Source organism: Rivularia sp. PCC 7116, assembly GCF_000316665.1.
In the GTDB taxonomy this organism is placed as follows: Bacteria; Cyanobacteriota; Cyanobacteriia; order Cyanobacteriales; family Nostocaceae; genus Rivularia.
In genome coordinates this window covers 1,952,319-1,976,440 of sequence record NC_019678.1, presented here as the reverse complement: position 1 = coordinate 1,976,440, position 24,122 = coordinate 1,952,319, and the positions used below count along the sequence as shown (strand labels likewise).

General features: G+C 37.9%; 18 protein-coding genes. 11 read left to right on the top strand and 7 right to left on the bottom strand.

Going from position 1 to position 24,122, the window contains the following annotated elements; genetic code table 11:
• Positions 1-208 precede the first annotated feature (208 nt).
• Complete coding sequence (locus tag RIV7116_RS07620; RefSeq protein WP_015117709.1) at positions 209-760, top strand: hypothetical protein; 552 nt, start codon at positions 209-211, stop codon at positions 758-760.
• An 80-nt stretch (positions 761-840) separates the two neighbouring features.
• On the opposite strand, the gene RIV7116_RS07615 is transcribed toward RIV7116_RS07620, so the two are convergent.
• Both RIV7116_RS07615 and metH read right to left on the bottom strand, forming a co-directional pair.
• Entirely contained in the window at positions 841-1,209 is a 369-nt protein-coding gene (locus RIV7116_RS07615) for an endonuclease domain-containing protein (protein ID WP_015117708.1), read from the bottom strand.
• A gap of 210 nt (positions 1,210-1,419) precedes the next feature.
• A complete protein-coding gene (gene metH, locus RIV7116_RS07610) occupies positions 1,420-4,962 on the bottom strand; it encodes a methionine synthase (RefSeq protein ID WP_015117707.1) in 3,543 nt (1,180 codons plus the stop codon).
• 92 nt (positions 4,963-5,054) lie between these two features.
• On the opposite strand from metH, the gene RIV7116_RS07605 reads away from it, so the two are divergent.
• Positions 5,055-5,528 carry a type II toxin-antitoxin system Phd/YefM family antitoxin gene (locus RIV7116_RS07605; protein ID WP_015117706.1) on the top strand — a complete coding sequence of 158 codons (474 nt, stop codon included), beginning with the start codon at positions 5,055-5,057 and terminating at the stop codon, positions 5,526-5,528.
• 120 nt (positions 5,529-5,648) lie between these two features.
• Here RIV7116_RS07605 and RIV7116_RS07600 read toward each other — a convergent pair whose 3' ends face one another.
• On the bottom strand, positions 5,649-6,473 hold the full coding sequence (locus RIV7116_RS07600) for a helix-turn-helix domain-containing protein (protein ID WP_063721479.1): 825 nt from the start codon (positions 6,471-6,473) through the stop codon (positions 5,649-5,651).
• 105 nt (positions 6,474-6,578) lie between these two features.
• Between RIV7116_RS07600 and RIV7116_RS07595 the strand changes: the two genes are divergently transcribed.
• Together RIV7116_RS07595 and RIV7116_RS07590 are read left to right on the top strand one after the other, a co-directional pair.
• Positions 6,579-6,959 (top strand): DUF2834 domain-containing protein, encoded by a 381-nt coding sequence (locus tag RIV7116_RS07595; protein ID WP_015117704.1) that lies wholly within the window; start codon positions 6,579-6,581, stop codon positions 6,957-6,959.
• Between the two features lie 262 nt (positions 6,960-7,221).
• Positions 7,222-7,629, top strand: a complete 408-nt coding sequence (locus RIV7116_RS07590) for a DUF6713 family protein (RefSeq protein ID WP_015117703.1) — start codon at positions 7,222-7,224, stop codon at positions 7,627-7,629.
• Positions 7,630-7,640: 11 nt separating this feature from the next.
• Here the strand turns inward: RIV7116_RS07590 and RIV7116_RS07585 are convergent, their stop codons facing one another.
• The 3 genes from RIV7116_RS07585 to ribBA form a co-directional block, all read right to left on the bottom strand.
• On the bottom strand, positions 7,641-8,309 hold the full coding sequence (locus RIV7116_RS07585) for an RloB family protein (RefSeq protein ID WP_015117702.1): 669 nt from the start codon (positions 8,307-8,309) through the stop codon (positions 7,641-7,643).
• Entirely contained in the window at positions 8,293-9,606 is a 1,314-nt protein-coding gene (locus tag RIV7116_RS07580; RefSeq protein ID WP_015117701.1) for an ATP/GTP-binding protein, read from the bottom strand. Before RIV7116_RS07580 ends, RIV7116_RS07585 begins: the two co-directional genes overlap by 17 nt.
• Before the next feature lie 339 nt (positions 9,607-9,945).
• Positions 9,946-11,670, bottom strand: a complete 1,725-nt coding sequence (ribBA, locus tag RIV7116_RS07575; protein ID WP_015117700.1) for a bifunctional 3,4-dihydroxy-2-butanone-4-phosphate synthase/GTP cyclohydrolase II — start codon at positions 11,668-11,670, stop codon at positions 9,946-9,948.
• Between the two features lie 256 nt (positions 11,671-11,926).
• Between ribBA and argC the strand changes: the two genes are divergently transcribed.
• A complete protein-coding gene (argC, locus tag RIV7116_RS07570; protein ID WP_015117699.1) occupies positions 11,927-12,985 on the top strand; it encodes an N-acetyl-gamma-glutamyl-phosphate reductase in 1,059 nt (352 codons plus the stop codon).
• Positions 12,986-13,476: 491 nt separating this feature from the next.
• On the opposite strand, the gene eno is transcribed toward argC, so the two are convergent.
• Positions 13,477-14,757: a phosphopyruvate hydratase gene (gene eno / locus RIV7116_RS07565; RefSeq protein ID WP_015117698.1), complete on the bottom strand. Its 1,281-nt coding sequence runs from the start codon at positions 14,755-14,757 to the stop codon at positions 13,477-13,479.
• Between the two features lie 262 nt (positions 14,758-15,019).
• Between eno and RIV7116_RS07560 the strand changes: the two genes are divergently transcribed.
• The 6 genes from RIV7116_RS07560 to RIV7116_RS07535 all read left to right on the top strand — a co-directional run bounded on the left by RIV7116_RS07560 (position 15,020) and on the right by RIV7116_RS07535 (position 24,054).
• Positions 15,020-16,588 carry an iron uptake porin gene (locus RIV7116_RS07560; protein WP_015117697.1) on the top strand — a complete coding sequence of 523 codons (1,569 nt, stop codon included), beginning with the start codon at positions 15,020-15,022 and terminating at the stop codon, positions 16,586-16,588.
• Positions 16,589-17,081: 493 nt separating this feature from the next.
• Positions 17,082-19,748: an ATP-dependent chaperone ClpB gene (gene clpB / locus RIV7116_RS07555; RefSeq protein ID WP_015117696.1), complete on the top strand. Its 2,667-nt coding sequence runs from the start codon at positions 17,082-17,084 to the stop codon at positions 19,746-19,748.
• A 165-nt stretch (positions 19,749-19,913) separates the two neighbouring features.
• Entirely contained in the window at positions 19,914-20,885 is a 972-nt protein-coding gene (gene hpsE / locus RIV7116_RS07550; RefSeq protein WP_015117695.1) for a hormogonium polysaccharide biosynthesis glycosyltransferase HpsE, read from the top strand.
• Positions 20,886-20,936: 51 nt separating this feature from the next.
• Positions 20,937-21,935, top strand: a complete 999-nt coding sequence (locus RIV7116_RS07545; RefSeq protein ID WP_015117694.1) for a glycosyltransferase — start codon at positions 20,937-20,939, stop codon at positions 21,933-21,935.
• Positions 21,936-22,128: 193 nt separating this feature from the next.
• Positions 22,129-23,064 carry a glycosyltransferase gene (locus tag RIV7116_RS07540; protein ID WP_015117693.1) on the top strand — a complete coding sequence of 312 codons (936 nt, stop codon included), beginning with the start codon at positions 22,129-22,131 and terminating at the stop codon, positions 23,062-23,064.
• A gap of 54 nt (positions 23,065-23,118) precedes the next feature.
• Positions 23,119-24,054 (top strand): glycosyltransferase, encoded by a 936-nt coding sequence (locus RIV7116_RS07535; protein ID WP_015117692.1) that lies wholly within the window; start codon positions 23,119-23,121, stop codon positions 24,052-24,054.
• Positions 24,055-24,122 lie beyond the last annotated feature (68 nt).

The window sequence follows — 24,122 nt, the reverse complement described above, 5'->3', positions numbered from 1 at the left end:
GGTTGTCATTGAAGATTGGATGAATATTGTTAATAATATCTAAGATTGCGATACATTTAAACCTCACACTCGTTCCCTCTCCTTATTAAGGAGAGGGATGTTTGTTATAACAAAATAAGGTTTAAAATTTATTGAACATAATTGAATATTTATAAGTTAAATAGGGCAAAATAAGTTAATCATAATTAGCTATTAATCAAAATCTACCATGAATAACTTCATTCAGAAAATTAAGCTATTTTATTCTCAAAATTATACAGAAGTCTATGACGAAGAAGAGTTAATTGATGCGAAATCTCTTTACCCTTCTCAAACTTGGGATTTTGAAGTTAGTGGATTGGAAAATTATAGTGAAGAAGAAGCTTATCTTGAAGAATGTGGGTATAGTTTAAAAACTCAATTCAATCTTGAAGATGTTCATATATTTCTAAACGAATTGCAGTCAGGAGAAAGAAAACCAACATATCCCCAAACTTTTGCAAAATCTTATCTTTTCTATAAACAAAATGTTGATGAAGCCGATTTTGGTTCTGTATATAATTTTGTAGTCACTATTGGGAGACAAAGAATTTTTACAACTCGGGTAACTACAGATGGTGATGATGGATGGTTGGAAATATTTGATGCTGGAGGTAATAACCTTGGTGCAGCAAGTACTAATTGTAATAAAATAGCTTGGCGTTCTTTAGATTGGATTAGAAAAAACTTTCCAGCGTTCCCACCAGAAATTGATTGTAAATTGAGAAAGCGTAATCAATAATTTTAAATTCCTTTCCCCCTCTCCTTAATAAGGAGAGGGGTTAGGGGTGAGGTTTTCACTTTTAATTCTAACAAACAACTTCAACCCCTCAACTCTCTCACCTTCATCGCAATACTTTCTAAAACACCACCTAAGTTGTTATAAACATCATTATTCGTAAACCGAATAAACTTAATTCCTAAAGACTCAATATAACTTTGTCTTTCTCTATCATATTCAGCAGCACCCTCTTGAAAATGACTTTCACCGTCAATTTCTATCGCTAGCTTTAATATAGGATTGTAAAAATCAATGACAAATTTATCTACACTATATTGTCTGCGGAATTTACAATCTTCTATTTGTCTATTTCTTATTTTGTCCCAAATTATCTTTTCTGCTTTTACTATATCTTGACGTAATTTACGCCGTTTTTCTTTTTCTGATTTTTTATTATAAAGTTGGGTCATTTTGATAATTAAGCTGATATTAATAGGGTTTTAGTTAATATCAGATTAATTACATTGATTGGTTTTTGACATCCGTTAAATTACCTCACCCCCAACCCCTCTCCTTGTCAAGGAGAGGGGAGAATTACCTTACTTCTAAATCTTTTCTTGCTACATTGCTCGAAACCTCACCCCCAGCCCCTCTCCTTATTAAGGAGAGGGGGGTTTGAGTTAAGCGCTAAAGTATTTAGCTACAGGATGATAGGTAATAATCGCTGTTGTACTTTGCTCGGGATAAATCTGCTCGCTTTCGTCCATATACAGGTTAATTCTGTCAGTTTTCAACAAGTCCAACTGCTTGTACTGGTCTGGAATATTCGGACAAGCTGGGTATCCAAAGCTATAACGCGAACCGCGATACCTTTGCGCTAACATATCCCGAATGTTGTCGGGGTCTTCGTCTGCAAAGCCTAATTCGCGGCGGATTCGGGCGTGCGTCCATTCGGCTAGGGCTTCTGCCATTTGCACTGCTATTCCGTGGAAGTACAGATAATCTGTGTATTCGTTGTTGGAGAATAGCTTTTGAGCGAATTCAGTGGCAATTTCACCGACTGTCACCGCTTGCATGGGGAAGACATCCATGATTCCGGTTTCTTTGGGAGCAAAGAAGTCTGCTATACACAAACGACGTAATGATTTTTGACGGGGGAATTCAAATTCGGTAACTTTTTCGGAATGGTTTTCGGGGTTGTATATATGTAAAGTGTTTCCTTCTGCTTGTGTGGGGAAGTAACCGTAAATTACTTGGGGATGCAACAAGTTTTCTTCTACTACCCGTTTTTTCCAGGTTTCTAGAATTGGATATACTTTCTCTGCTAAGAAAGCCTGATATTCTTCTTTTGTCTGGTCTTTGGGTTTTCTAAATTGCCATTGTCCGGCGATTAATGCTTGTAAATCCAAGTACCAAAATAGTTCTTCTAGAGGAATATCTTCTCCTTGCAATAATTTGGTTCCCCAGAATGGTGGTGTGGGACGTTCGGTATCGATATCGACTGCTTCGGAACGTTTGGTGTCAATGACTTTTGGTTCTTCGGGTTTGTCTTCTACAGCTTTTGCTTCTGCTCCTTTATGTCCGTTTCCGTTTCCGTTTTGAGAATGTTCTTCTTCTGCAAATTCACCCAAGAAACCTTTAAAATCATCCCAATCATTACCAGATTTGGCTGGCATTAATTTATCCATGAAATGCAAATCGGAAAATGCATCTTTACCGTAGATAACTTTACCTTTATAGGTGTTTTGACAGTCGTCGTTAACGAATTTGGGAGTCAATGCAGCACCACCCAAAATGACGGGAACGGTAATTCCTTTTTCGTTAAAGGTTTCTAAGTTATCTTTCATAAACGCCGTTGATTTCACCAACAAACCACTCATGGCTATACAATCGGGTTTATGTTCTTCGTAGGCTTGGATAATATTTTCTACTGGCTGTTTTATGCCTAAGTTAATTACCCGATAGCCGTTGTTGGACAAAATAATGTCCACCAGGTTTTTACCAATGTCGTGAACGTCACCTTTTACGGTAGCAATAACAAAGGTACCTTTGGCATTATCCACTTCACCTTCCGATTTTTCCATGTGCGGTTCTAAAAATGCCACCGCTGCTTTCATCGTTTCTGCTGACTGCAATACGAAAGGTAGCTGCATTTGTCCGGAACCGAACAATTCACCTACTACTTTCATTCCATCTAATAAGTAGATGTTAACAATATCCAACGGCGGATATTTTTCCATTGCTTCTTTCAAAGCATCTTCTAAACCAATGCGTTCGCCGTCGATAACGTGCTGTTTTAAGCGTTCTTCAATTGGTAAACTAACGTCAACGCCTTTATCGCGTTTAGCGCTAACCCCTTCAAACATTGTGGTAAGTTCGCCCAAGGGGTCATAAACGCAGATATCACCGTCAAATTTACGGTTGTCGTAAATCAAGTCGCGGCAGATTTTTTGATGTTCTTCTTCAATTTTAGCCAGCGGTAAAATCTTGCTGGCACTAACAATAGCTGCATCCATGCCCGCTTGCATTGCTTCGTGCAGGAACATCGAGTTTAAAACTATCCGCGCTGCGGGATTTAAACCGAAGGAAACGTTGGAAACACCCAATACAACATGACATCCGGGTAATTCTTGACGAATCCGACGAATGGATTCAATCGTGGCTTTACCGTTTTCCCTATCTTCTTCAATTCCGGTGGAAATCGGTAGCGCTAGATTATCAAAGAAAATTTCGTGAGCGGGGATACCGTATTCTAATGCTTGACGATAAGCTCTTTGAGCAATTTCAAATTTCTTATCGGCAGTTCGCGCCATTCCGTCTTCGTCAATGGTACCAATTACTACCCCAGCGCCATAAGTTTTAGCTAATTCCAACACTTTTAAAAAGCGTTCTTCACCGTCTTCGTAGTTGGTAGAATTTAACAAGCACTTACCACCAGCAACTTTTAACCCTGCCTCCATTTTTTCCCATTCGGTGGAGTCAAGCACCAGCGGTAAAGTAATATTATTCACCAAACGCGAAACTAACTCGTGCATATCACGCACGCCATCGCGCCCTACATAGTCAACGTTGACATCAAGTACGTGTGCGCCTTCTTTAACCTGAGAACGTCCCAAAGACACCAATCCGTCCCAATCTTCGTCATTGAGCATGGTACGGCACTTCTTAGAGCCGCTAGCGTTGAGACGTTCGCCGATAATCAAGAACGAATTATCTTGATCGTATGGTTGAGTACCGTAAATCGAAGCCGCAGCCGGTTCAGTTTGCGGTTTTCTATCTTTCGGTGTTAAGTCTTTAGCAATTTCTGCCAAAGCTTCAATATGTTTCGGACGTGTCCCACAGCAACCCCCGATCGCTTGGACACCTAAGTCTTCGATGAAATGCATTAAGTGCATCTTTAACTCTACTGGAGTTAATTTATAATGCGCTTGTCCGCCGACGTTTTCTGGTAAACCCGCGTTGGGAATACAAGAAACAATAAATGGTGAGTGTTCCGATAAGTATTTGATGTATGGTTTCATCAAATCGGGTCCGGTGGCGCAGTTTAACCCTAAAATATCGATATTGTAGGGTTCGAGAATTGTCACTACCGCAGCAATTTCCGTACCTACGAGCATTGTGCCCATAGTTTCCATAGTCACAGAAACCATTATCGGACGGCGATCGCCTTTTTTAGCAAAAACTTCTTCAATTGCATTCAGCGCTGATTTAATTTGCAACACATCCTGACAAGTTTCGACGATAAATAAATCGACTCCACCATCCCACAATGCTTCTGCTTGCTCTACATAAGCATTTTTCAAGGTGTCAAAGTCAATATGTCCCAAAGTTGGTAATTTTGTACCAGGACCCATCGAACCACCAACAAAACGGGGTTTTTCTGGTGTAGAAAATTCCGCACAGACTTTCTTAGCTAATTCCGCAGCAGCTTTATTCAGGTAATAAGCTTGGTCTGCTAAATCGTACTCGGCAAGTACAATTGACGTACCACCAAAAGTATCCGTTTCAACCACATCCGCACCAGCAGCCAAGAAACCACGGTGAACCGTCGCAACTGCTTCCGGCTTGGTGTGAACGAGATATTCGTTACAGCCTTCGTATTCCGCACCACCAAAATCTTCAGCAGTGAGTTCCTGTACCTGTAAATTTGTTCCCATCGCTCCATCGAACACCACAACAGGGCGTTTGGGGCTTCGGAGATGTTCCAAAAATGAGTTCGCCATAAAATTCAAGAAAAATTTAGGTTAGCCTTAATTTATTATTTTCCCGGATTTCTAGACTAAATGACCTATTAGATTGCACTAAGATTACATTTATGATCATAAAACAGCACGTTAACCAAGATGAAGGGTTTGTACGTTCGAGCATTGAGGAAGTTCGAGGCAATTTGCTCGAAGCTTTGAAAACAGTGGTTTTAGCAGGAAAGCGTATCGTTTTACAGCAAGCTGGGGAAGAAGTTGCGGCAATAATCCCCGTCAAGGAATTTGAGCGTCTGGAATATTTGGAACACGAACTCGTACCTCCTATCTGGGAACCTTATGAAGAGGAATATTACGAAGATGAAGGGGGAATTCACTGTGTTTTAGTTGATGAGATGGAAGCAGAGTTTGATGAGATTATTACTGAGGTGACGGTATATAAAGAACTATTCGGATTGTTGCCTCCACAACATTTATCGGGGAAAGAATTTGATACTTTTGCGCCAGTGGCGATTGTAATGAATATTGATAAGTTTTGGGTATCGGAGTATTGGATTAGCGAAAAAGATAGATTGAAAGCTTTTCATTGAAGGTAAAGTAATGTTTTTTGCAATAATCTTGGAATTATAAAACCGCAGAGGAAGTCAAGAGCGCAGAGGTCAGAAGGTAAAGAGCAAAATATTCTTTCTTAAGATAAATTTCACTGATAATTAATTTAACTCGACCAAATTTTTTTGGGTGATTTCGTCCGCTGGAAATAAGGTTTCAATGCGTAATTCTTGTAACATTATGTCTTGGGGTGTACCTAGAGTTGCTATTGCTGAAAAAAAGTTGAGATGTAGCCCAGCTTTAAAAAAATTGACGGTTAATAATGGCATTTGCCAACTTTGAGAATTGGAAAGTTTCCACAGTTGTGGAATATCTGGATATGTCATCAATTCTTGATAAAGCTGCCGTGGTTGCTCGTTATTATCGTCTGCTATTGCTTCTCGATAAACTCTTTTGATTAAATGACTAACAATTTCTTCCCAGTTGGAAACGAAGGGTTTTAATCCTTGGGAATGTAGCATCAATCGCATCAAGTTAATTTTTCCATCGATATAAAAACGGTTGTGCAAGTCTTCTGAATCAATCAACCAGTTGATTAACCGTTGCGAAACCGGATTAGTTTGAATTAAATTCCAATATCTATCCATTATCAACACAGGTGAATGTGTTTGAGAAAGCAAAATGAAATCCAAAGCTTTACGGATGGGTTCAAATTCTGGTGAAGATAAATCGCTTTCGGAATAAATTGGTGCAAATCCCGCAGTTGTCAGCATGACGTTTTGTTCCCGTAAAGGAATATCTAGTACAGTCGCAAGCTGCAATATCATTTCCTGACTGGGATTTGCTCTACCGGATTCGAGAAAACTAATGTGTCTTTGGGAAACATCGCTAGCTAAAGCTAAATCAAGCTGGCTGAAATTTCGCAGTTTCCTATGGTGCTTCAGCAGATTTCCGAAAGTTGTTTGTTGATTTGAGGTGGATTGCATTTTTACTAACATCTTTATTACCTCAAAGGTAATTGTAACTCTGGGATACAGCAATGATAATCAAAACAACAACGATGATTGAGTCTGAATCGGAGAATAAAAGTCATGTCAAATACAACTTATCAAAATCAAACTTCTGCATCTAGTAAATTATTTTCAGCGAAATCGCTTTATCTACTGCTAGTAATTATTGGAAGCATTGCACCTTGGAGCTTAATTTTAGAATTTTTTATTCAAAATGGTTTTTCTATTGAATTATTGATTCAAAAAGAATTTGATAATTACGCTGCCGCTGCATTTGGGACGGATTTATTAATTAGTGCATTAGTTTTCTTATGCTTTTCATTTGTTGAATTGAAGCGACTAGGTTTATCTCGTAGTAGATTATTGATTTATATCGCAGCTACTTTTGGAGTTGGTTTAAGTTGCAGTTTACCGTTGTTTTTATATTTCCGCGAAGGAGTTTTGGAAAGTAAAAACTCATAATTTGTAGGGGAGGCAAATTGGGAGGACACTGCGTTGCGGGGGTTCCCCCCATTGTAGCAAGTGTCCGGGTGTAGATTTTCTTCCCCCAATATTACCGTTGTGTTACGGCACGAATATGTAATGGTATAAATTACAAATGTGAAAATGCCGTAACGCACCATTTATAGAAATTAAACAAATAACTATTCTTAGTATGGTGCGTTACGCTGCGCGATAACACACCCTACATTTAACAATTATCTGGAATAAATTTAATAGAGTAATGAAAAACCTGCTTTTTTATTTAGGCTTTGCAACAATTCTTACTCACGAACTCGATGCGATGACGCAATCGGAATGGAAGCTTTTGTTTATATTGCGAAGTTTACCAGAGCAAACTGCATCCGTAGCTTTTATTGTTCTTCATATACCACTGATTGCAGCGCTATTGTGGTTAACAAATAATGAGTCTGAAGTTGTTAAAAATTGGTCGCGGATTGCGCTTGCTGGATTTATGATAATTCACAGCGGACTTCATAAGTTATTAGAAAATAGTCCAAATTATACTTTTAATTCTACTCTTTCTTTAGGGTTGATTTATGGTGCTGGTTTGCTTGGATTGATTTATTTAATTCTGATTTTTATATTTTGGTTAAGGAAGAGCGATAAATCGCTTACTACGAACTTATGAGAAGTAACAATCTATTCAAAATGCTTTTGATTTTGCAGAATTTTCACTAAAATATGTACTTTTGTAGATGGATTAAAATTTTCTCGATTATTTTCCTGGTATTTCTCTAATTTTTCTGCATTATCAATAGCATTCTGAAGTTTCGGCTTTAAAATTTTGTACCAGTCAGAATTCTTTTTCTCATAGCATTCTTTAGGTTTTAAAAATCTTAGCTTTTTGAACTCTGATTCTAATTTTTTGCATACTTCCTTACAATCAGAAAAAGGGCTGCTAGTGTTACAGCAGTGCAATAAAAACCAAACTTCAAAGCAGGGAATTGATGTTATAGCTTGAATATTATTATTTTTAGCTTCTATTAAAGCTTGATGATATTTTTTCATTTGGTTATCTTGGTCGAAAACGCAAAATACTTCATCGTATTTTGGGTTACCTTGTTTGTTACTAAGTCTAATTTTTTCTTGCAATAAACTTTTCGCTTTTTCTACAACATCTAAAGGACTACCACCAGAAGCACGCGCAACTTGTATTTCTGTAGTCTTTAGTTTTAAATCATCTTTCAAGGAATTAAAATAGTTATATTCAGTTTCTTGACCTTCAACTACAATTAAAATATATTTTATCCGTTTCTTGTTTGCTTTGCCTCTTTGTAGCTGATTCTTATTTTTACCTCTTTTTGACATAATTTATACTATTTAATCCGTCAGTAAAAGGAACAGCACCATATAAACCTAAAAGGTATCCTTTTTCTAAAGATTCATCATTTAGATTCATGAAATCAAGCAATGAATATAATTTAGTTGCGCTTTTTTCTTTCTCAGTAAACCATACTTGGTCTTGTCTAAATAATCCTGTATCTAGAAGCGTAGTATCATGAATTGTAAAAATAATTTGAGCATTGTTTTGATTGATTTCTGGATTATTAAACATTTTTATTAATGCTCTTGTTAAAACTGGATGCAAACTTCTACCTAATTCATCTACAATTAATGTTTCCCCTGTTTGTAAAACATACAGCCAAAGTCCTGCTAACTGAAATAAACGTTGCGTTCCATCTGACTCATCTTCCATCTCAAATTCGACTTCTTGTTCCGAATCATTCATTTGATGCATAGTTTTTACATCCAATGATTGTAATTCTTCAAAATTGATGTCTTCTTCTAGCTCTTGGTTTTCAAAAACTTGTCTCATCAAAAACTGTTTAAATAAGCTTTTTTCTTTTTCTGATATCGGTTTTTGTTCAATTTTTATATCTGAAATACCAATATCTGCTTCGCTTAACAAATTAACTACCTGTTGACGAAAATCATCGTGTTCTTCGCAAAATCTTAATGTAAATCCTTCTACAATAGTATTGGATGTAAGAATATTTAATTCTGAGTCAAACCATTTAAAAATTTGAGTTAGTTGAATGTGATTGTTTTGTGCAGCATGAGAAAGAAACAAAGAATTAGAGCGAACAAGTTTTTTTATACTTTGTTTTTCTCCCTTTAATGCTTTTCCAAAAGACCACTTATACTCCTTATTTTCTGCTAAATACTCACGAGAAAACCATTTTTGAGAGCGTTCATTGGGATAAGCTATTAACCATTCCTCATGTACCCGTTCCCGAGTTAACACAACTCCATATTCATAACGTATATCTTGATGAATAAAAATTATTTCAAAACTAGTTGGTTGATTTTTATATTTAGTATTTAATCGAAATGACTCAATAGGAAGTTTAGTACCAACCTGCATTTTACTTGCTGAATCAACCACTAACCTTCTTAAAGTTTGTATTGCTCGTAATAAATTACTTTTTCCTGAAGCGTTAGCACCATAAATTACAGCATTAGTAATTAAGCGAAGTTCGTCTTTTGAGTTAGGTGTAGGAAAAGTGTTACTATCAAGCATGGCTTCATCCTTAGATGCCACCATACTCAAAGTTTGTCGCTCTTGAATTGAACGATAATTTTCAATACTAAACTCTATAAGCATTGCTGCGTCTTTAATTGATTATTTGAACTAAAATAGTAAATCTTTACCAATAGTAATTCCCTGACACAGGATTAAGAAGACATTAAAATTGTACCTGTTGTCCGATTTAAAGACAAAGGTAGAAAGGTACGTTTAGGTTATTATTGCTAATACGTTACGGCATTTTCAACTTTGCAATTTCAAGCATTACATATTCGTGCCGTAACACAACGGCAATATTGGGGGAAGAAAATCTACACCCGGACACTTGCTACAATGGGGGGAACCCCCGCAACGCAGTGTCCTCCCAATTTGCCTCCCCTACAATCTAAAACCTAAAATCTAAAATCCAAAATTGGTTCACTTCCCAAAACTATAAATTTTCTGGGTTTCCAATTCACCACTGAGTGAAGAAGGTAATTGACTGATTTCAAAAGCTTGTCTATCTAATTTAACCTGTAGCTTACTTAATGGATCTACTCCAGGTGAAATCAGAAATTCTAATTTTTGAACGTAAGGTAATTCAACCAGTTTATCGAGGATGTTAGTAACAGCCTGTACGTAAGGATGACCAATTTCAAGATACCAATCCGCTGAAGCGACGTTGGCTTGGTCTAAACCTAAGTGTACTGTTAAAGATGGTTCGCTAAATAAAGCAAGACCTAAAGGACGAGTTTCTTCTTGCAATAATAAATGATAGTCTTTTGCTAAATTCCGTATCTTTTCTAAACGCTCGTAACGTTGGGTAATTGATAAAGGTTCGTCTTGCCAATGCAATGCTAATGTTACTAAATAAGTTTGTAAGAGCATATGACCTAGCTTTTTAGCTTTTGTTGCTAGGTAATGAGTATTGTAATCGTTGGCTTCAATTAATAAAGGTACTCTATCAACAACTTCCAAACCATAACCTTTCAAACCAGCAATTTTACGAGGGTTGTTAGTAATCAAACGTATATTATGTACGTTTAAATCCATCAGCATTTGCGCTCCCATACCGTAGTCGCGTAAATCGGCAGGAAATCCCAGACGTTCGTTTGCTTCTACGGTATCTAGCCCCATGTCCTGCAAAGAATAGGCTTTTAATTTGTTGATTAACCCAATACCGCGACCTTCTTGACGCAGGTATACAACAACACCCTCTCCGGCATTTTCAATCATTTTTAAGGCTGCTTTTAACTGCATTCTACAATCGCAGCGTAAGGAGCCTAAAGCATCCCCGGTGAGACATTCGGAATGTACCCGCACCATTACTGGTTTGTCACCAAATTTCTCCGGGTCACCTTTAACAATCGCAACGTGTTCTTTATTGTCAAGAGTGTGACGATAAGCGTAGATTTTGAAATTACCGAACTCTGTAGGTAAATCGGCAACAGTTTCGCGTTGAATTATTCTGTCGTAACGTAGACGGTAACTAATTAAATCCGCGATGCTGATAATTTTCATTTTATGATGCTTGGCGTACTCGATTAATTCGGGTAGCCTTGCCATCGAACCGTCGGGATTTTGGATTTCGCAAATTACCCCAGCCGGATACAAACCAGCCAATCGAGATAAATCTACAGCAGCTTCCGTATGTCCCGCTCTTTTGAGTACTCCTCCCTTCTTAGCGCGAATTGGAAAAATATGACCGGGACGGCGTAAATCTTCTGGTTTAGTGTTTGGGTTGAGCGCGACTTGAATAGTACGAGCGCGGTCTTCAGCGGAAATTCCTGTAGTAACCCCTAATTCTGGCCCAGCGTCGATGCTGACAGTGAAAGCAGTTTGATTGGTATCAGTGATGTTCTTCACCATCAAAGGTAAATCAAGTTCATCAAGGCGATCGCCAGTCATTGCCAAACAAATCAAACCTCGTGCTTCTACCGCCATGAGGTTGATATTATCTGGTGTTGCAAACTGGGCTGCACAAATCAAATCGCCTTCATTTTCTCGATTTTCATCATCCACCACAACCACAGAGCGACCAGTTTTCAAGTCAGCCAATGCGGAATCAATCGAATCAAATTTAAATGCTTGGGTTGAATCGGCAGTAACCGGGGTGGGTTCCCCACCTTGCGGAGAGTGCGTTTCGATATTATGCTGCGACACAGAGAATTTCTCGAAGAGCGAACGTTAATTTTTTTTAATAAATCTTATCTTATATTGTAGCTCTTTTGTGAAATACCGAAGCATAGTAGCAATGATTCGATAACATAGCAGAAGTGTCTACAACGCGCTCCTATGTTACTAATACTTAATTACATAACATTTTAAGCGCAATTAGCCGCCTAAATTTAGCCATTTTGGCGATTAAGCGCGGAGTTATTGCAGAAAAAGAAAAAACATTGGATGGGAATTTTAAAACATGGGCAATTTTAGGCGCGTACCCGTGGGAATTATTGGCGCGTCAGGATATGGTGGGGTTCAGTTGGTGCGGTTGCTGCTGAATCATCCAGAACTCGAACTGGTTTACTTAGGGGGTGAAAGTAGTGCTGGAAAAGATTTTAGCGATATTTATCCTCATTTAGCCCAGGTGGTAAACCTTAAAGTTGAAGCATTAGAACCAGAAGCAATTGCACGCCGCTGCGAAGTCGTTTTTTTATCGCTACCCAATGGACTAGCCTGCGAAATTGCACCAAAACTGCTCGAATATGGATGCAAAGTCCTAGATTTGTCAGCAGATTATCGATTTAGAGATTTGAAAACCTATAGTAATTGGTATGGCAAAAAGCGTCAAGACATTGAAACCGTATCTAACGCCATTTACGGACTACCAGAACTTTACCGCGATCGCATTTCTGAAACTCAATTAGTAGGCTGTGCCGGTTCATATCCCACAGCCAGTCTGCTAGGACTTTCACCCCTCCTCAAACAAGGATTAATCGTACCCGAAACCGCCATCATTGACGGCAAAGGGGGCACATCAACCGGCGGAAGACAAGCCGAAACTCATTTATTACTATCGGAAGCAGACAACAGCCTCGGAGCTTTCAACGTTGCCCGTCACCGCCATACCCCAGAGATAGAGCAGATTTGCAGCGATTTAGCAGGACACGAAGTCACAGTCCAATTTACCCATCACCTCATACCAATGGTACGCGGTATTTTAGCAACAGTATACGCAACATTACGCGACCCCGGATTAGTTAGAGACGACTTAATTACCATCTATAAAGCCTTTTATCGTAACTCCCCCTGGGTAAAAATTTGCGAACCAGGAATTTATCCCCAAACCAAATGGACTCACGGTAGCAACCTTTGTTATATGGGTATAGAAGTTGACTCACGAACCCGCCGAGTGATTGTGATATCAGCTATTGACAATTTAATCAAAGGACAGAGCGGACAAGCAATCCAGTGTTTGAACATCATGATGGGCTGGGATGAAATGCTCGGATTGCCAAAGTTAGGTTTTTATCCGTAATTGGGAATAGGGGATTGGGCATTGGACATGGGGTATTGGGCATGGGGCATGGGGCATTGGATAATTAAATTGTAGGGTGCTGTGACGCTTAAAAAAAACTTGAACGCACAACGGAATAATGAACCTTTTAGCGTCACGCACCAACCCCCAATTAAAATTTTGCTAAATCTGTAGGTTGGGTTAGACACGAACAAAAATTGAAAAATGCAACGCGAATTGATATTTTCGTGTCGTAACCCAACATCAAGATTGTGGTAAATACATTTAATACAATTTTTAATTTCTAATACCAAAATTACCTATTCTTAATTCTCTAAATTAATGTTGGGTTACGGCGAAAAAGATAAATCTCTCGTTGAAAATTATAATTTGTCGTGCGCCTAACCCAACCTACAAATAAACCCGGCTTCATCAACAAAAGCCGGATTCCTAAAATTTCAATTCCTAACTATTCCCGATGCCCAATTCCCTATGCCCCATGCCCAAATAAATTATTTCGGTCCCAATCCTACGGTACCCGCATAAATCGCAGCGTCTCCCAACTCATCTTCAATTCTCAACAAGCGATTATATTTAGCAACACGTTCGCTACGACACAAGGAACCGGTTTTTATTTGTCCGGCTCTGGTTGCTACTGCTAAGTCAGCAATTGTGGTGTCTTCGGTTTCTCCGGAACGATGGCTGATTACAGAGCGGAAGCCGTTACGAGTTGCTAAATCAATGGTTTGTAAGGTTTCAGTCAAAGAACCAATTTGATTGAGTTTAATCAAAATTGAGTTAGCAGATTTTTGTTCAATTCCTTTTTGCAAGCGTTCGGCATTGGTAACAAATAAGTCATCACCAACTAGTTGCACGTGATGACCGATTTTTTCGGTGAGTAATTGCCAACTTTGCCAATCTTCTTCGTGTAAACCATCTTCAATGGAAACGATAGGATATTGATTTACTAGTTGTGCCATGTAATCAATAAATTCTGCGGGGGAATGAGGTTTACCGTCGTAAACATATTGTCCATCTTTGTAAAATTCGCTGGCTGCAACGTCTAAAGCTAAAGCTACTTCTTCACCTGGCTTGTAACCAGCTTTCTTGATTGCATCAACTAATAATTCTAAAGCAACTTGATTTGATTCCAAGTTGGGAGCAAAACCACCTTCGTCACCAACTCCGGTTAATACTCCTTTCTCATCCAAAACTTTGCTCAAGGTAGCGAACACTTCCGCACCCCAGCGCAAAGCTTCGCGGAAGGAAGATGCTCCGATGGGTACAATCATAAATTCTTGGAAATCAACGTTATTTGCAGCGTGCGCTCCACCGTTGATTACGTTCATTAAGGGTACGGGGAGTAAATTCGCTAAAGGACCACCTAAATAACGGTAAAGAGGAATTCCTAAAGACTCAGCACCAGCCTTTGCAGCAGCCAAGGAGATGCCTAAAATCGCATTTGCACCTAAATTGGACTTATTCTTAGAACCATCGATGTCAATCATGGTTTTATCAAGGTGTTCTTGGTTAAGAGCGTCCATGTCTAACAGCTTGGGAGCTAGGGTTTCATTGACGTTTTCTACCGCTTTAAGAACACCTTTACCGCCATAACGGCTTTTATCACCATCGCGCAATTCGTGAGCTTCAAAAGTTCCTGTAGAAGCGCCACTGGGAACCTGAGCCAATCCCATCGCACCATTTACTAAATGTACTTCAGCTTCAATAGTAGGTCTACCACGGGAATCAAGAATCTCGCGAGCCACAATCGCTTCAATAGCAGTATCCATCATGTGTTTCAGTTCCTTTGTATGAATGAGTTATAACGACTTTCTTTCAAATTAGGAGTCGTAACTCCCACAGTTAGAATAGAGGTTTACGCGACTATAGAATAGATGTTTAGACGACCATCTGAGGAGAGATTTTAAAACATTTTGCGAATAGTTAATAGTTAGCAATGAGAAGTTAGAAATTTGAAGCGAGCAGTTAAGGGTTAAGCAAGAAACATTCATAATTCGCCAAAAGTCAACAATTATACTTATTGGTGTAAGTGTGATGGAGTTGAGCGTGAAGCAGTTTCTCAAGCAAATAATTCGTTCTCCAAAGCTGTTAGCGGCTTTAGTTGGCTATGGAATTTTTAGCCCGTTGTGTTTTCCCTCAGAAGCAGCATTGCAACTAAAAGGTCAAAGTTTAAAGGTTATAAGTTCTACCCCCTCTGCCCCCTCTGCCCCCTCTCAAATCTTGGCTCAACAAACTTCAGTAGACGAACTATCAGATGTAAAACCAACGGATTGGGCTTATCAAGCTTTAAAGTCTTTAATTGAAAGGTATGGTGTAATTACGGGTTTACCGGATGGGACTTTCAAGGGAAATCGTGCTGTCACTCGTTATGAATTTGCAACTGGTTTGGCTGCGGCTTTAGACAAGGTGGAAGATGCTACTGCTACTTCTGTCAGTGATAGGTACATCCAACAAGATAAAATTACTTTACGACGATTACAAAGAGAATTCGCTGAAGCTTTAGCTGATGTACGCAAGCGTTTGAATGATATTGATTCTCGTTCTGCACAATTACAAGCGAATCAGTTTTCTACAACCACAAAATTAAAAGGACAGCAAATTTTTGGGTTGACGGATGGAAGAAGAGCGAGTTTTAGTTTAGCTTCTCGAACTCGATTGACTTTTGAAACTAGTTTTAGTCAAAAAGATTTGCTGGTTACTCAATTGGAATCTGGTAACAATGGTGGTGATGCTGTTGGTTTAGCGCAAAAGGAAAATGCTAATTTACTAGGAAGCGCTGGACTTTTCGCGAATGCTGGGGGACTTGACTTTACCGATGTTGAAGATGATGTCAAACTCAGGCGTTTGCACTATACTTTACGTCCTTCGTCAGATTTAGCGGTGACTGTAGGAACGAAAATGTCCCCGCGAGATTTTATCGACGGTAATCGCTATGCGAATAATGAAGCGGCTGATTTTAGTTCGGGAATTTTTCTAAATAATCCTTTGATTGTCCAAAATCGAATCGATCGGAATGGTGGTGCTGGGGCTGCTGTGGTTTGGAAACCGAATAGCAAACTGGCTTTTCGCTCGCTTTATATTGCTGGGGATGCTGATTCAAGCTCTGAAGATAAAGGTTTTTTTGGCGACCCTCATCAAGCAAGTGCTGAATTAGAATATACTTTTAGCGATAAACTAACTTTAAAACTCCAATATACAAATGCTGAAATTGAAAATACCGATATTAATGCTTATGGGGTGAATGCCGAATACGCTCTCAACCGCAATGCAGGAATTTTTGGTCGTTTGGGAATCGGTGATTATCAAGGATTTAATACCGCTATCAATCAAGAATTAGATTTAAATCCCGTTAGTTGGACGCTTGGTGTGGGTTTGCGTAACATTGGCATTCCCGGTACTATTGCCGGTGTCGCAATTGGTCAACCTTTTGTTACCGATGGTGTGGGAAATGCGACTCAAACTAACTTTGAGACATTTTATAATCTGCAAATAAGCGACAATATCAGCTTTACTCCCGTAATTTCTTTAGTAATTAATCCTGACAACGACAGCGATCGCGGTACTATTTGGCAAACTACGTTAAGGTCAACGTTTTCGTTTTAGATTAGTAATAGGTATTGGGTATTGGGCATTGGGTATTGGGAATCGCTGAAAATTAGGAGTTAGGAATTGGAATATAAAAATCAAGCGTAGTTATATAATTTTTAATTTTATATATTTACGAAGCCTTTTAGTATTGCTTTATATTCTGTTTGTAATCTATATGGGAATATTTATAAATTAAATAACTTATAGCTCATAACTTTTTTATCTTACCCGATGCCCGATGCCCAATGCCCTATGCCCCATACCCCATTCACAATTACCAATTACCAATTACCTATTTCCAATTATTCAATTGCAACCGCAGATACAAGCAAATAGTGCTTAATAATGCTTGGATATTTATTTAAGACAAACTTTTGATTTACAATTTTGCCAATCTAAAAATGTAAAATCTACCTTCCTAAAATCTCTAATCTATCTTGGAAGCTTTAATTGGAAAAACATCTACCTCCGACAGTTTCCGTAAAATCTAAAATCTAAAATTCTTAATATGCAGCCTACAGATCCAGATAAATTTACTGATAAAGCCTGGGAAGCAATTGTTAAATCTCAGGATATTGTCCGTGCTTACAATCAACAGCAGTTAGATGTAGAACATTTGATGCTGGCTCTTTTGGAACAAGATAATGGGTTGGCGAATAAAGTTCTCAGTCGTTCTGGTGTGGAAATTGAGCGATTGCAACAACAGCTTGAAGATTTTACCCGCCGTCAACCGAAAGTAGGCAGAAGCGAGCAATTATACCTGGGTAAAGGTCTTGACCGGATGCTTGATGGTGCTGAAGATGCTAGGTTGAGTATGAATGATGCTTACATTAGTGTGGAACATCTTCTACTAGCTTTTGCTGAAGAAGAGCGTATTGGCAGAAAAATATTTAGAAGTTTAAATGCTAGTATCGATGATTTAGAAGATGCGATTAAAGGAGTGCGCGGTAGTCAGAAAGTAACTGACCAAAATCCCGAATCTCGTTATGAAGCATTAGAAAAGTTTGGTAGAGATTTAACCGAACAAGCAAAAGCGGGTAAACTTGACCCCGTGATTGGACGAGATGAAGAAATTCGTCGCGTGATTCAAGTCTTATCTCGTCGAAGTAAAAATAATCCGGTGTTAATTGGCGAACCTGGAGTGGGAAAAACTGCGATCGCTGAAGCGTTGGCTCAAAGAATTATTAATGGGGATGTCCCAGAATCGCTGAAGAACCGGCAAATCATCGGTTTGGATATGGGTAGTTTGATTGCTGGCGCAAAATATCGCGGTGAGTTTGAAGATAGACTAAAAGCTGTTCTCAGGGAAGTTACTGAGTCTGCCGGTCAAATTGTTTTATTTATTGATGAATTACATACGGTAGTTGGTGCCGGTTCCGGACAGCAAGGTTCAATGGATGCCGGTAATTTACTCAAGCCGATGTTAGCGCGGGGTGAATTGCGCTGTATTGGTGCTACAACCTTGGATGAGTATAGGAAGTATATCGAAAAAGACCCGGCTTTAGAAAGACGTTTTCAACAGGTTTTAGTTACTCAACCCAGCGTAGAAAATACGATTTCTATTTTGCGGGGACTTAAAGAGCGTTATGAAGTCCACCATAATGTCAAAATTTCTGACTCTGCTTTAGTTGCAGCCGCAACAATGTCAGCACGTTACATTTCCGACCGTTTTTTACCCGATAAAGCCATTGATTTGGTAGATGAAGCAGCAGCGCAGTTAAAAATGGAAATTACTTCCAAACCTGCGGAATTAGAAAATATTGAGCGTCGTTTGATGCAACTCGAAATGGAAAAGCTGTCTTTAGCAGGAGAAGAAAAAGCGACATTTCAGACGCAGCAGCGCTTAGAGCGAATTGAGCAAGAAATTGATGATTTGACGGAAAAGCAGGAAGATTTTAACGCTCAGTGGCAAGGTGAAAAACAAGTTTTAGAAGATATTAGTGGTTTAAAACAGGAAGAAGAGAAACTTAGAGTCCAAATTGAACAAGCCGAGCGTGCTTACGATTTAAACACCGCAGCCCAATTAAAGTACGGGAAATTAGAAGGAGTACAGCGCGATCGCGAAATTAAGGAAACAAAATTATTAGAAATTCAAAGCAAAGGCGTAAGTTTATTAAGAGAGCAGGTTACGGAAGACGATATTGCTGAAATAGTCGCAAAATGGACGGGAATTCCAGTAAATAGCCTGTTAGAGTCAGAAAGACAAAAATTGTTGCAGCTCGAAGATCATCTTCATCAACGAGTCATCGGACAAGATGAAGCAGTATCAGCAGTATCAGCTGCAATCCGTCGCGCTCGGGCGGGAATGAAAGACCCCCAGCGTCCAATTGGTTCGTTTTTATTCATGGGACCTACGGGTGTTGGAAAAACAGAATTAGCTCGTGCGTTAGCGAAATTTATGTTTGATTCCGAAGACGCAATGGTGCGTTTAGATATGTCGGAATACATGGAAAAGCATTCTGTATCTCGCTTAGTGGGAGCGCCTCCTGGATACGTTGGCTTTGAAGAAGGAGGTCAACTTTCCGAAGCAGTTCGTCGTCGTCCTTATTCTGTGGTGCTGCTTGACGAAGTTGAAAAAGCCCACGCCGACGTATTTAATATTTTATTGCAAGTCTTAGATGACGGCAGAATTACTGATTCTCAGGGAAGAGTCGTAGACTTTCGCAATACCGTGATCGTGATGACGAGTAATATTGGTAGCGAGCATATATTAGATATATCTGGCGATGATTCGCAGTATGAAAAAATGCGGAATCGAGTCATGGGAGCCTTGCGAAAACACTTCCGCCCAGAATTTGTCCAACGTATTGATGATTTAATTATCTTCCATGCTTTGGGTAGAAAACAAATGGGAGATATTGCTCGGATTCAGCTAAAACGAGTAGAAGGTTTATTAGCAGATCAAAAAATCTCCGTCGAAATTACCCCAGCAGCTTGCGAGAAACTAGTAGAAATTGGTTACGATCCCATGTATGGTGCGCGTCCAATCAAGCGAGCAATTCAGCGAGAAATAGAAAACCCCCTTGCCACAAAGATTCTAGAAAATACCTTTGTACCGGGTGACACAATCATAATTGATAGAGATCCCAATGGTTTAACCTTCAGCAAAAAAGCCGTTGTCAAAGTATCTTCTTCTGCAAATACCGTACAAGTTATAGAGTCTGCGGAAGGGTGAAGAGTAAATTATTGTTTTTTTTAAAGCCCACGCAGGTGGGCTTAGTTCTTATCGCACCACTTTTTCCAAGTAAGAGTTTCTAAAATTTAGATTTTCCACAATTTGTGAGTTTTTAGCTTGAACTGGGAACACTAATTTCAGCAAGCTTTAAAAATCACTCTTAAAATGAATACAGCCGTAAACTTAACCGTTGCTATCCCTACTTACAACGGAGAAAATCGTTTACCTCAAGTATTAGATAAATTAAAACAACAAATAGATACCGAACATATTAATTGGGAAGTTCTTGTTGTTGATAACAATAGTACGGATGGCACGGCTGAAGTTGTTAAAAAATATCAAGAAAATTGGCTCAAAGACGTACCTTTAAGATACTGCTTTGAACCAGAAAAGGGATTTTCATTTCCCAGACAAAAAGCTATTGCGGAAGCAAAAGGAGAACTACTTGGCTTTCTCGATGATGATAATTTACCAAATCCTAATTGGGTAAAAGCAGCATACACATTTGCTCAACAGCATCCCCAAGCTGGAGCTTTCAGTAGTAAAATCGATGGTTTATTTGAAACCGAACCACCCGAAGAACTCAAACAAATAGTTTTTTATCTTGCTATTGTTGATAGAGGTTCGCAACCACTAATATACGAACCTCGTAAAAAAGGGCTTCCTCCTGGTGCTGGGTTGGTTGTGCGTCGTGAAGTTTGGCAGAAATGTGTTCCTCAACGTCTGTTTTTAGTGGCTGGGGGAAAATATATTCTGCGAGCAGGAGAAGATATTGAAGCACTTTCATATATTTACAAAGCAGGTTGGGAAATTTGGTATAACCCAGAAATGCAAATCGAACATGTTATACCTGCTTGGAGATTGGAAAAAACTTACCTGATGCGTTTAATGCTAAGCGTAGGTTTAGGTCGATTTCACTTAAGAATGCTATCACTACAATGGTGGCAAAGACCATTAGCTTTTTTAATTTATCTTGTTAACGATAGCCGCAAATTAATTTTACATCTAATTAACTATCGTTCGGTATTTGTGAATAATATTGTTGCGACTTGTGAGAAGGAACGCTTAATTGGAACTTTACTAAGTCCTTTTTATCTGACTCAAATTAGGCTGAGAAATGTTCTGAAATTATACTGAGGCTATTTTTACAAACCTAAGATTAGCATATCAATTATAATAATCTTTAATATGATTGATATGCGAAGCGATAAAATATCTGTAATTATACCAGTATACAATGGTGAAAATACAATAAAAGAAACTATTGAATCAGTTTTAAATCAAAGCTTTACGAATTTTGAATTAATTATTATTAATGCAGATTCAACAGATAATACTTTATCTATTATTTCTCAGACAAAAGACGATAGAATCAACGTTTTTTCTTATCCTAAAGCTAATGTGGCGGTGAATCGCAATCGTGGAATTAACCAAGCGACTGGCGATTATATAACTTTTTTAGATGCAGACGATTTATGGGCAAATGATAAACTAGCTGCACAATATACAGCTTTACAGGAAAATCCTCAAGCTGGTGTTGCTTATAGCTGGACAAATTGTATAGATGAAAATAGCAAGTTTCTCCGTAAAACTTCTCACGTTAATTGGAGTGGAGACGTTTATTCTAAATTCTTATTAGATGATTTTATCGGTAACGGTTCTAACGTCATGATTCGTAGAGATGTTTTAACTGAAGTTGGTGGTTTTGATGAATCATTAACCAACGCTCAAGATACCGATATGTGGTTAAAATTGTCGGCTATAACAAATTTTGTTTGCGTACCTAAACCACAAATATTATATCGAATTCAACAAAATTCTATGTCATCTAATGTAATAGGACTGGAAAAATCAAATTTAGAGGTTATTAAACGTGGTTTTGCTCGCGAAAAAGCAAAATCACTACAACATCTCAAGCCTATAGCAATAGGAAACCTTTATAAATATCTTTGCTATAAAGTTCTGGCAGCCCCACCTGGGAAACAACAAAATGCAATTGCAGGAAGATTTTTAATAACTGCAATTAAAACAGATATAAGTCTTTTATTTAAACCCATAATATTTAAAGCTGTTTTGAAACTGTTAGCAATGATAATTTTACCTCCTAATTGGGCAAGTATGTTTTTTCAAAAGCTTCCTCGCTTATCAAATACAAGTACTTTTTTAGGATATGAAAAAACAACTTAATCTTATTTCGTAAATCAATATAATTTCAAATTCTCTAGATACCGGGCTCCTGCTGATTGGAAAAGAATAGATAATAAAGATTTTTTTATCATCGTAATTATGTTGTCGGGGCTGTTTTCTATCTTGTTTATAAGATAATCTGCCTAAAAGCTTAAATCAAAGCTAATTATCATAAATCAAGGAATATAAAACAATGCCTATTTCTGTAATCATCCCTGTCTTTAATGGAGAAAAAACTATTAAAGAAACAATTTATTCAATCTTAAATCAAACTTTTCAAGATATAGAAGTAATCATCAGTGATGATGGCTCTACAGATTCAACATTAGAAGTTGTTAGAAACATCTCCGATTCCCGCATAAAAATATTGTCTTATCCCAACGCTGGTGTATCAGCAAGTCGCAATCGGGGAATTTATGAGGCCAAAGGAGAATATATTTCATTTATAGATGCCGATGATTTATGGACACCTGATAAACTTGAATTGCAGTGGCAAGCTTTAGAAAATAATTCGCAAGCTGCTGTTGCTTATAGTTGGACTGATTATATTAGCGAATCGGGTCAATTTATCAAATCTGGTAGAAGAATTAAAGCTAACGGTGATGTTTTTAGCAAACTTTTAGTTATAAACTTTTTAGAAAATGGTTCTAATCCTTTAATTCGCAAAGAAGCATTAGAAAAGGTTGGTAGTTTTGATGAATCATTAAGTTCATCTGAAGATATCGATCTGTGGTTAAAGTTGTCGATTGATTACGAATTCGTTTGTATCGAGAAACCACAAATTTTTTACAGAACTTCGATGAATTCGCTTTCTAGTAATCTCAAGAATATGGAAGCTACATCTTTGAAAGTAATTAAACGCGCCTTCAGATATCCCAAAGCCCATAATCTTCAGCATTTGAAAAAACAAACTATCTCAAATTTTTATAAATATCTGACTTTTAAAGCTATTGAATCTATACCAGAAACAGGTAGAAACATGACAACTATGTATTTTTTATGGAATTATTTTAAAAATAAACCTGCGGATATAATGGATAAAAAATTGATGCTAATAATTGCTGTGAAATTTTTATTCCCTAAAATATCTCAACGAGTTATTCAATTCAAAAAGACAGCATTCACATAAATAATCTTTTTAAATAATATAATCAGATCCAGCATCTCACCATATTTAAATCAAATGAATATTTCTGTAATAATTCCTGTTTTTAATGGAGAAGTAACTATTGGGGAAACCATTAACTCAATATTAAATCAAACTTTTAGAGATATAGAGATAATTATAATTAATGATGGTTCCACAGATGATACTTTAGCAACTATTAAAGAAATATCCGATTCCCGCATCAAAATATTTTCTTATCCCAACGCTGGTTTATCAGCAAGTCGCAATCGCGGAATTTCTCAAGCTAAAGGTGAATATATCTCTTTTATTGATGCAGATGATTTATGGACAACTGATAAATTAGAATTACAGTGGAAAGCTTTACAAGAAAACCCTCAAGCTGCTATTGCTTATAGTTGGACTGATTATATTGACGAATCGAGTCAGTTTCTCAAGTCGGGTAGAAGAATTAAAGCTAATGGTGATGTTTTCAGTAAACTTTTGGTAATTAACTTTTTAGAAAATGGTTCCAATCCTTTAATTCATCGAAAAGCTTTAGAAAAAGTGGGTGGTTTCGATGAATCGCTTGCCGCAGCAGAAGATATTGATATGTGGTTGCGTCTGGCTGCAAATTACGAATTTGTTTGCGTAGAAAAACCACAAATTTTATATCGGACATCAACTAGTTCAATGTCTGCAAATTTGAGAAGACAAGAAAATGCATGTCTAACAGTAACCGAACGTGCTTTTAGTTATCCCAAAGCCGATAATTTGCAGCATTTAAAAAAACAAAGTCTTTCACACCTTTATCAATACCTAACTTTTAAAGCTATTGATGCACCTCCTAAACAACGTCAAACTCTGACTGCTGCTTACTTTTTATGGAATTGTATTAAAAATAATCCTGTAATAATCAGAAATAAGCAGCTCATAATGATTGCTGTTTTAAAAATTTTCTTTCCACAACTGTATCTCCTAATTAGTGAATTGAAAAAAGCCCGTGCAAGTTGATATTTTCTCGTTACAAAGCTCTTCTGAGTGGGAACCAGTTATAAAAAAGTTTTGTAGTCAGGGTTTTA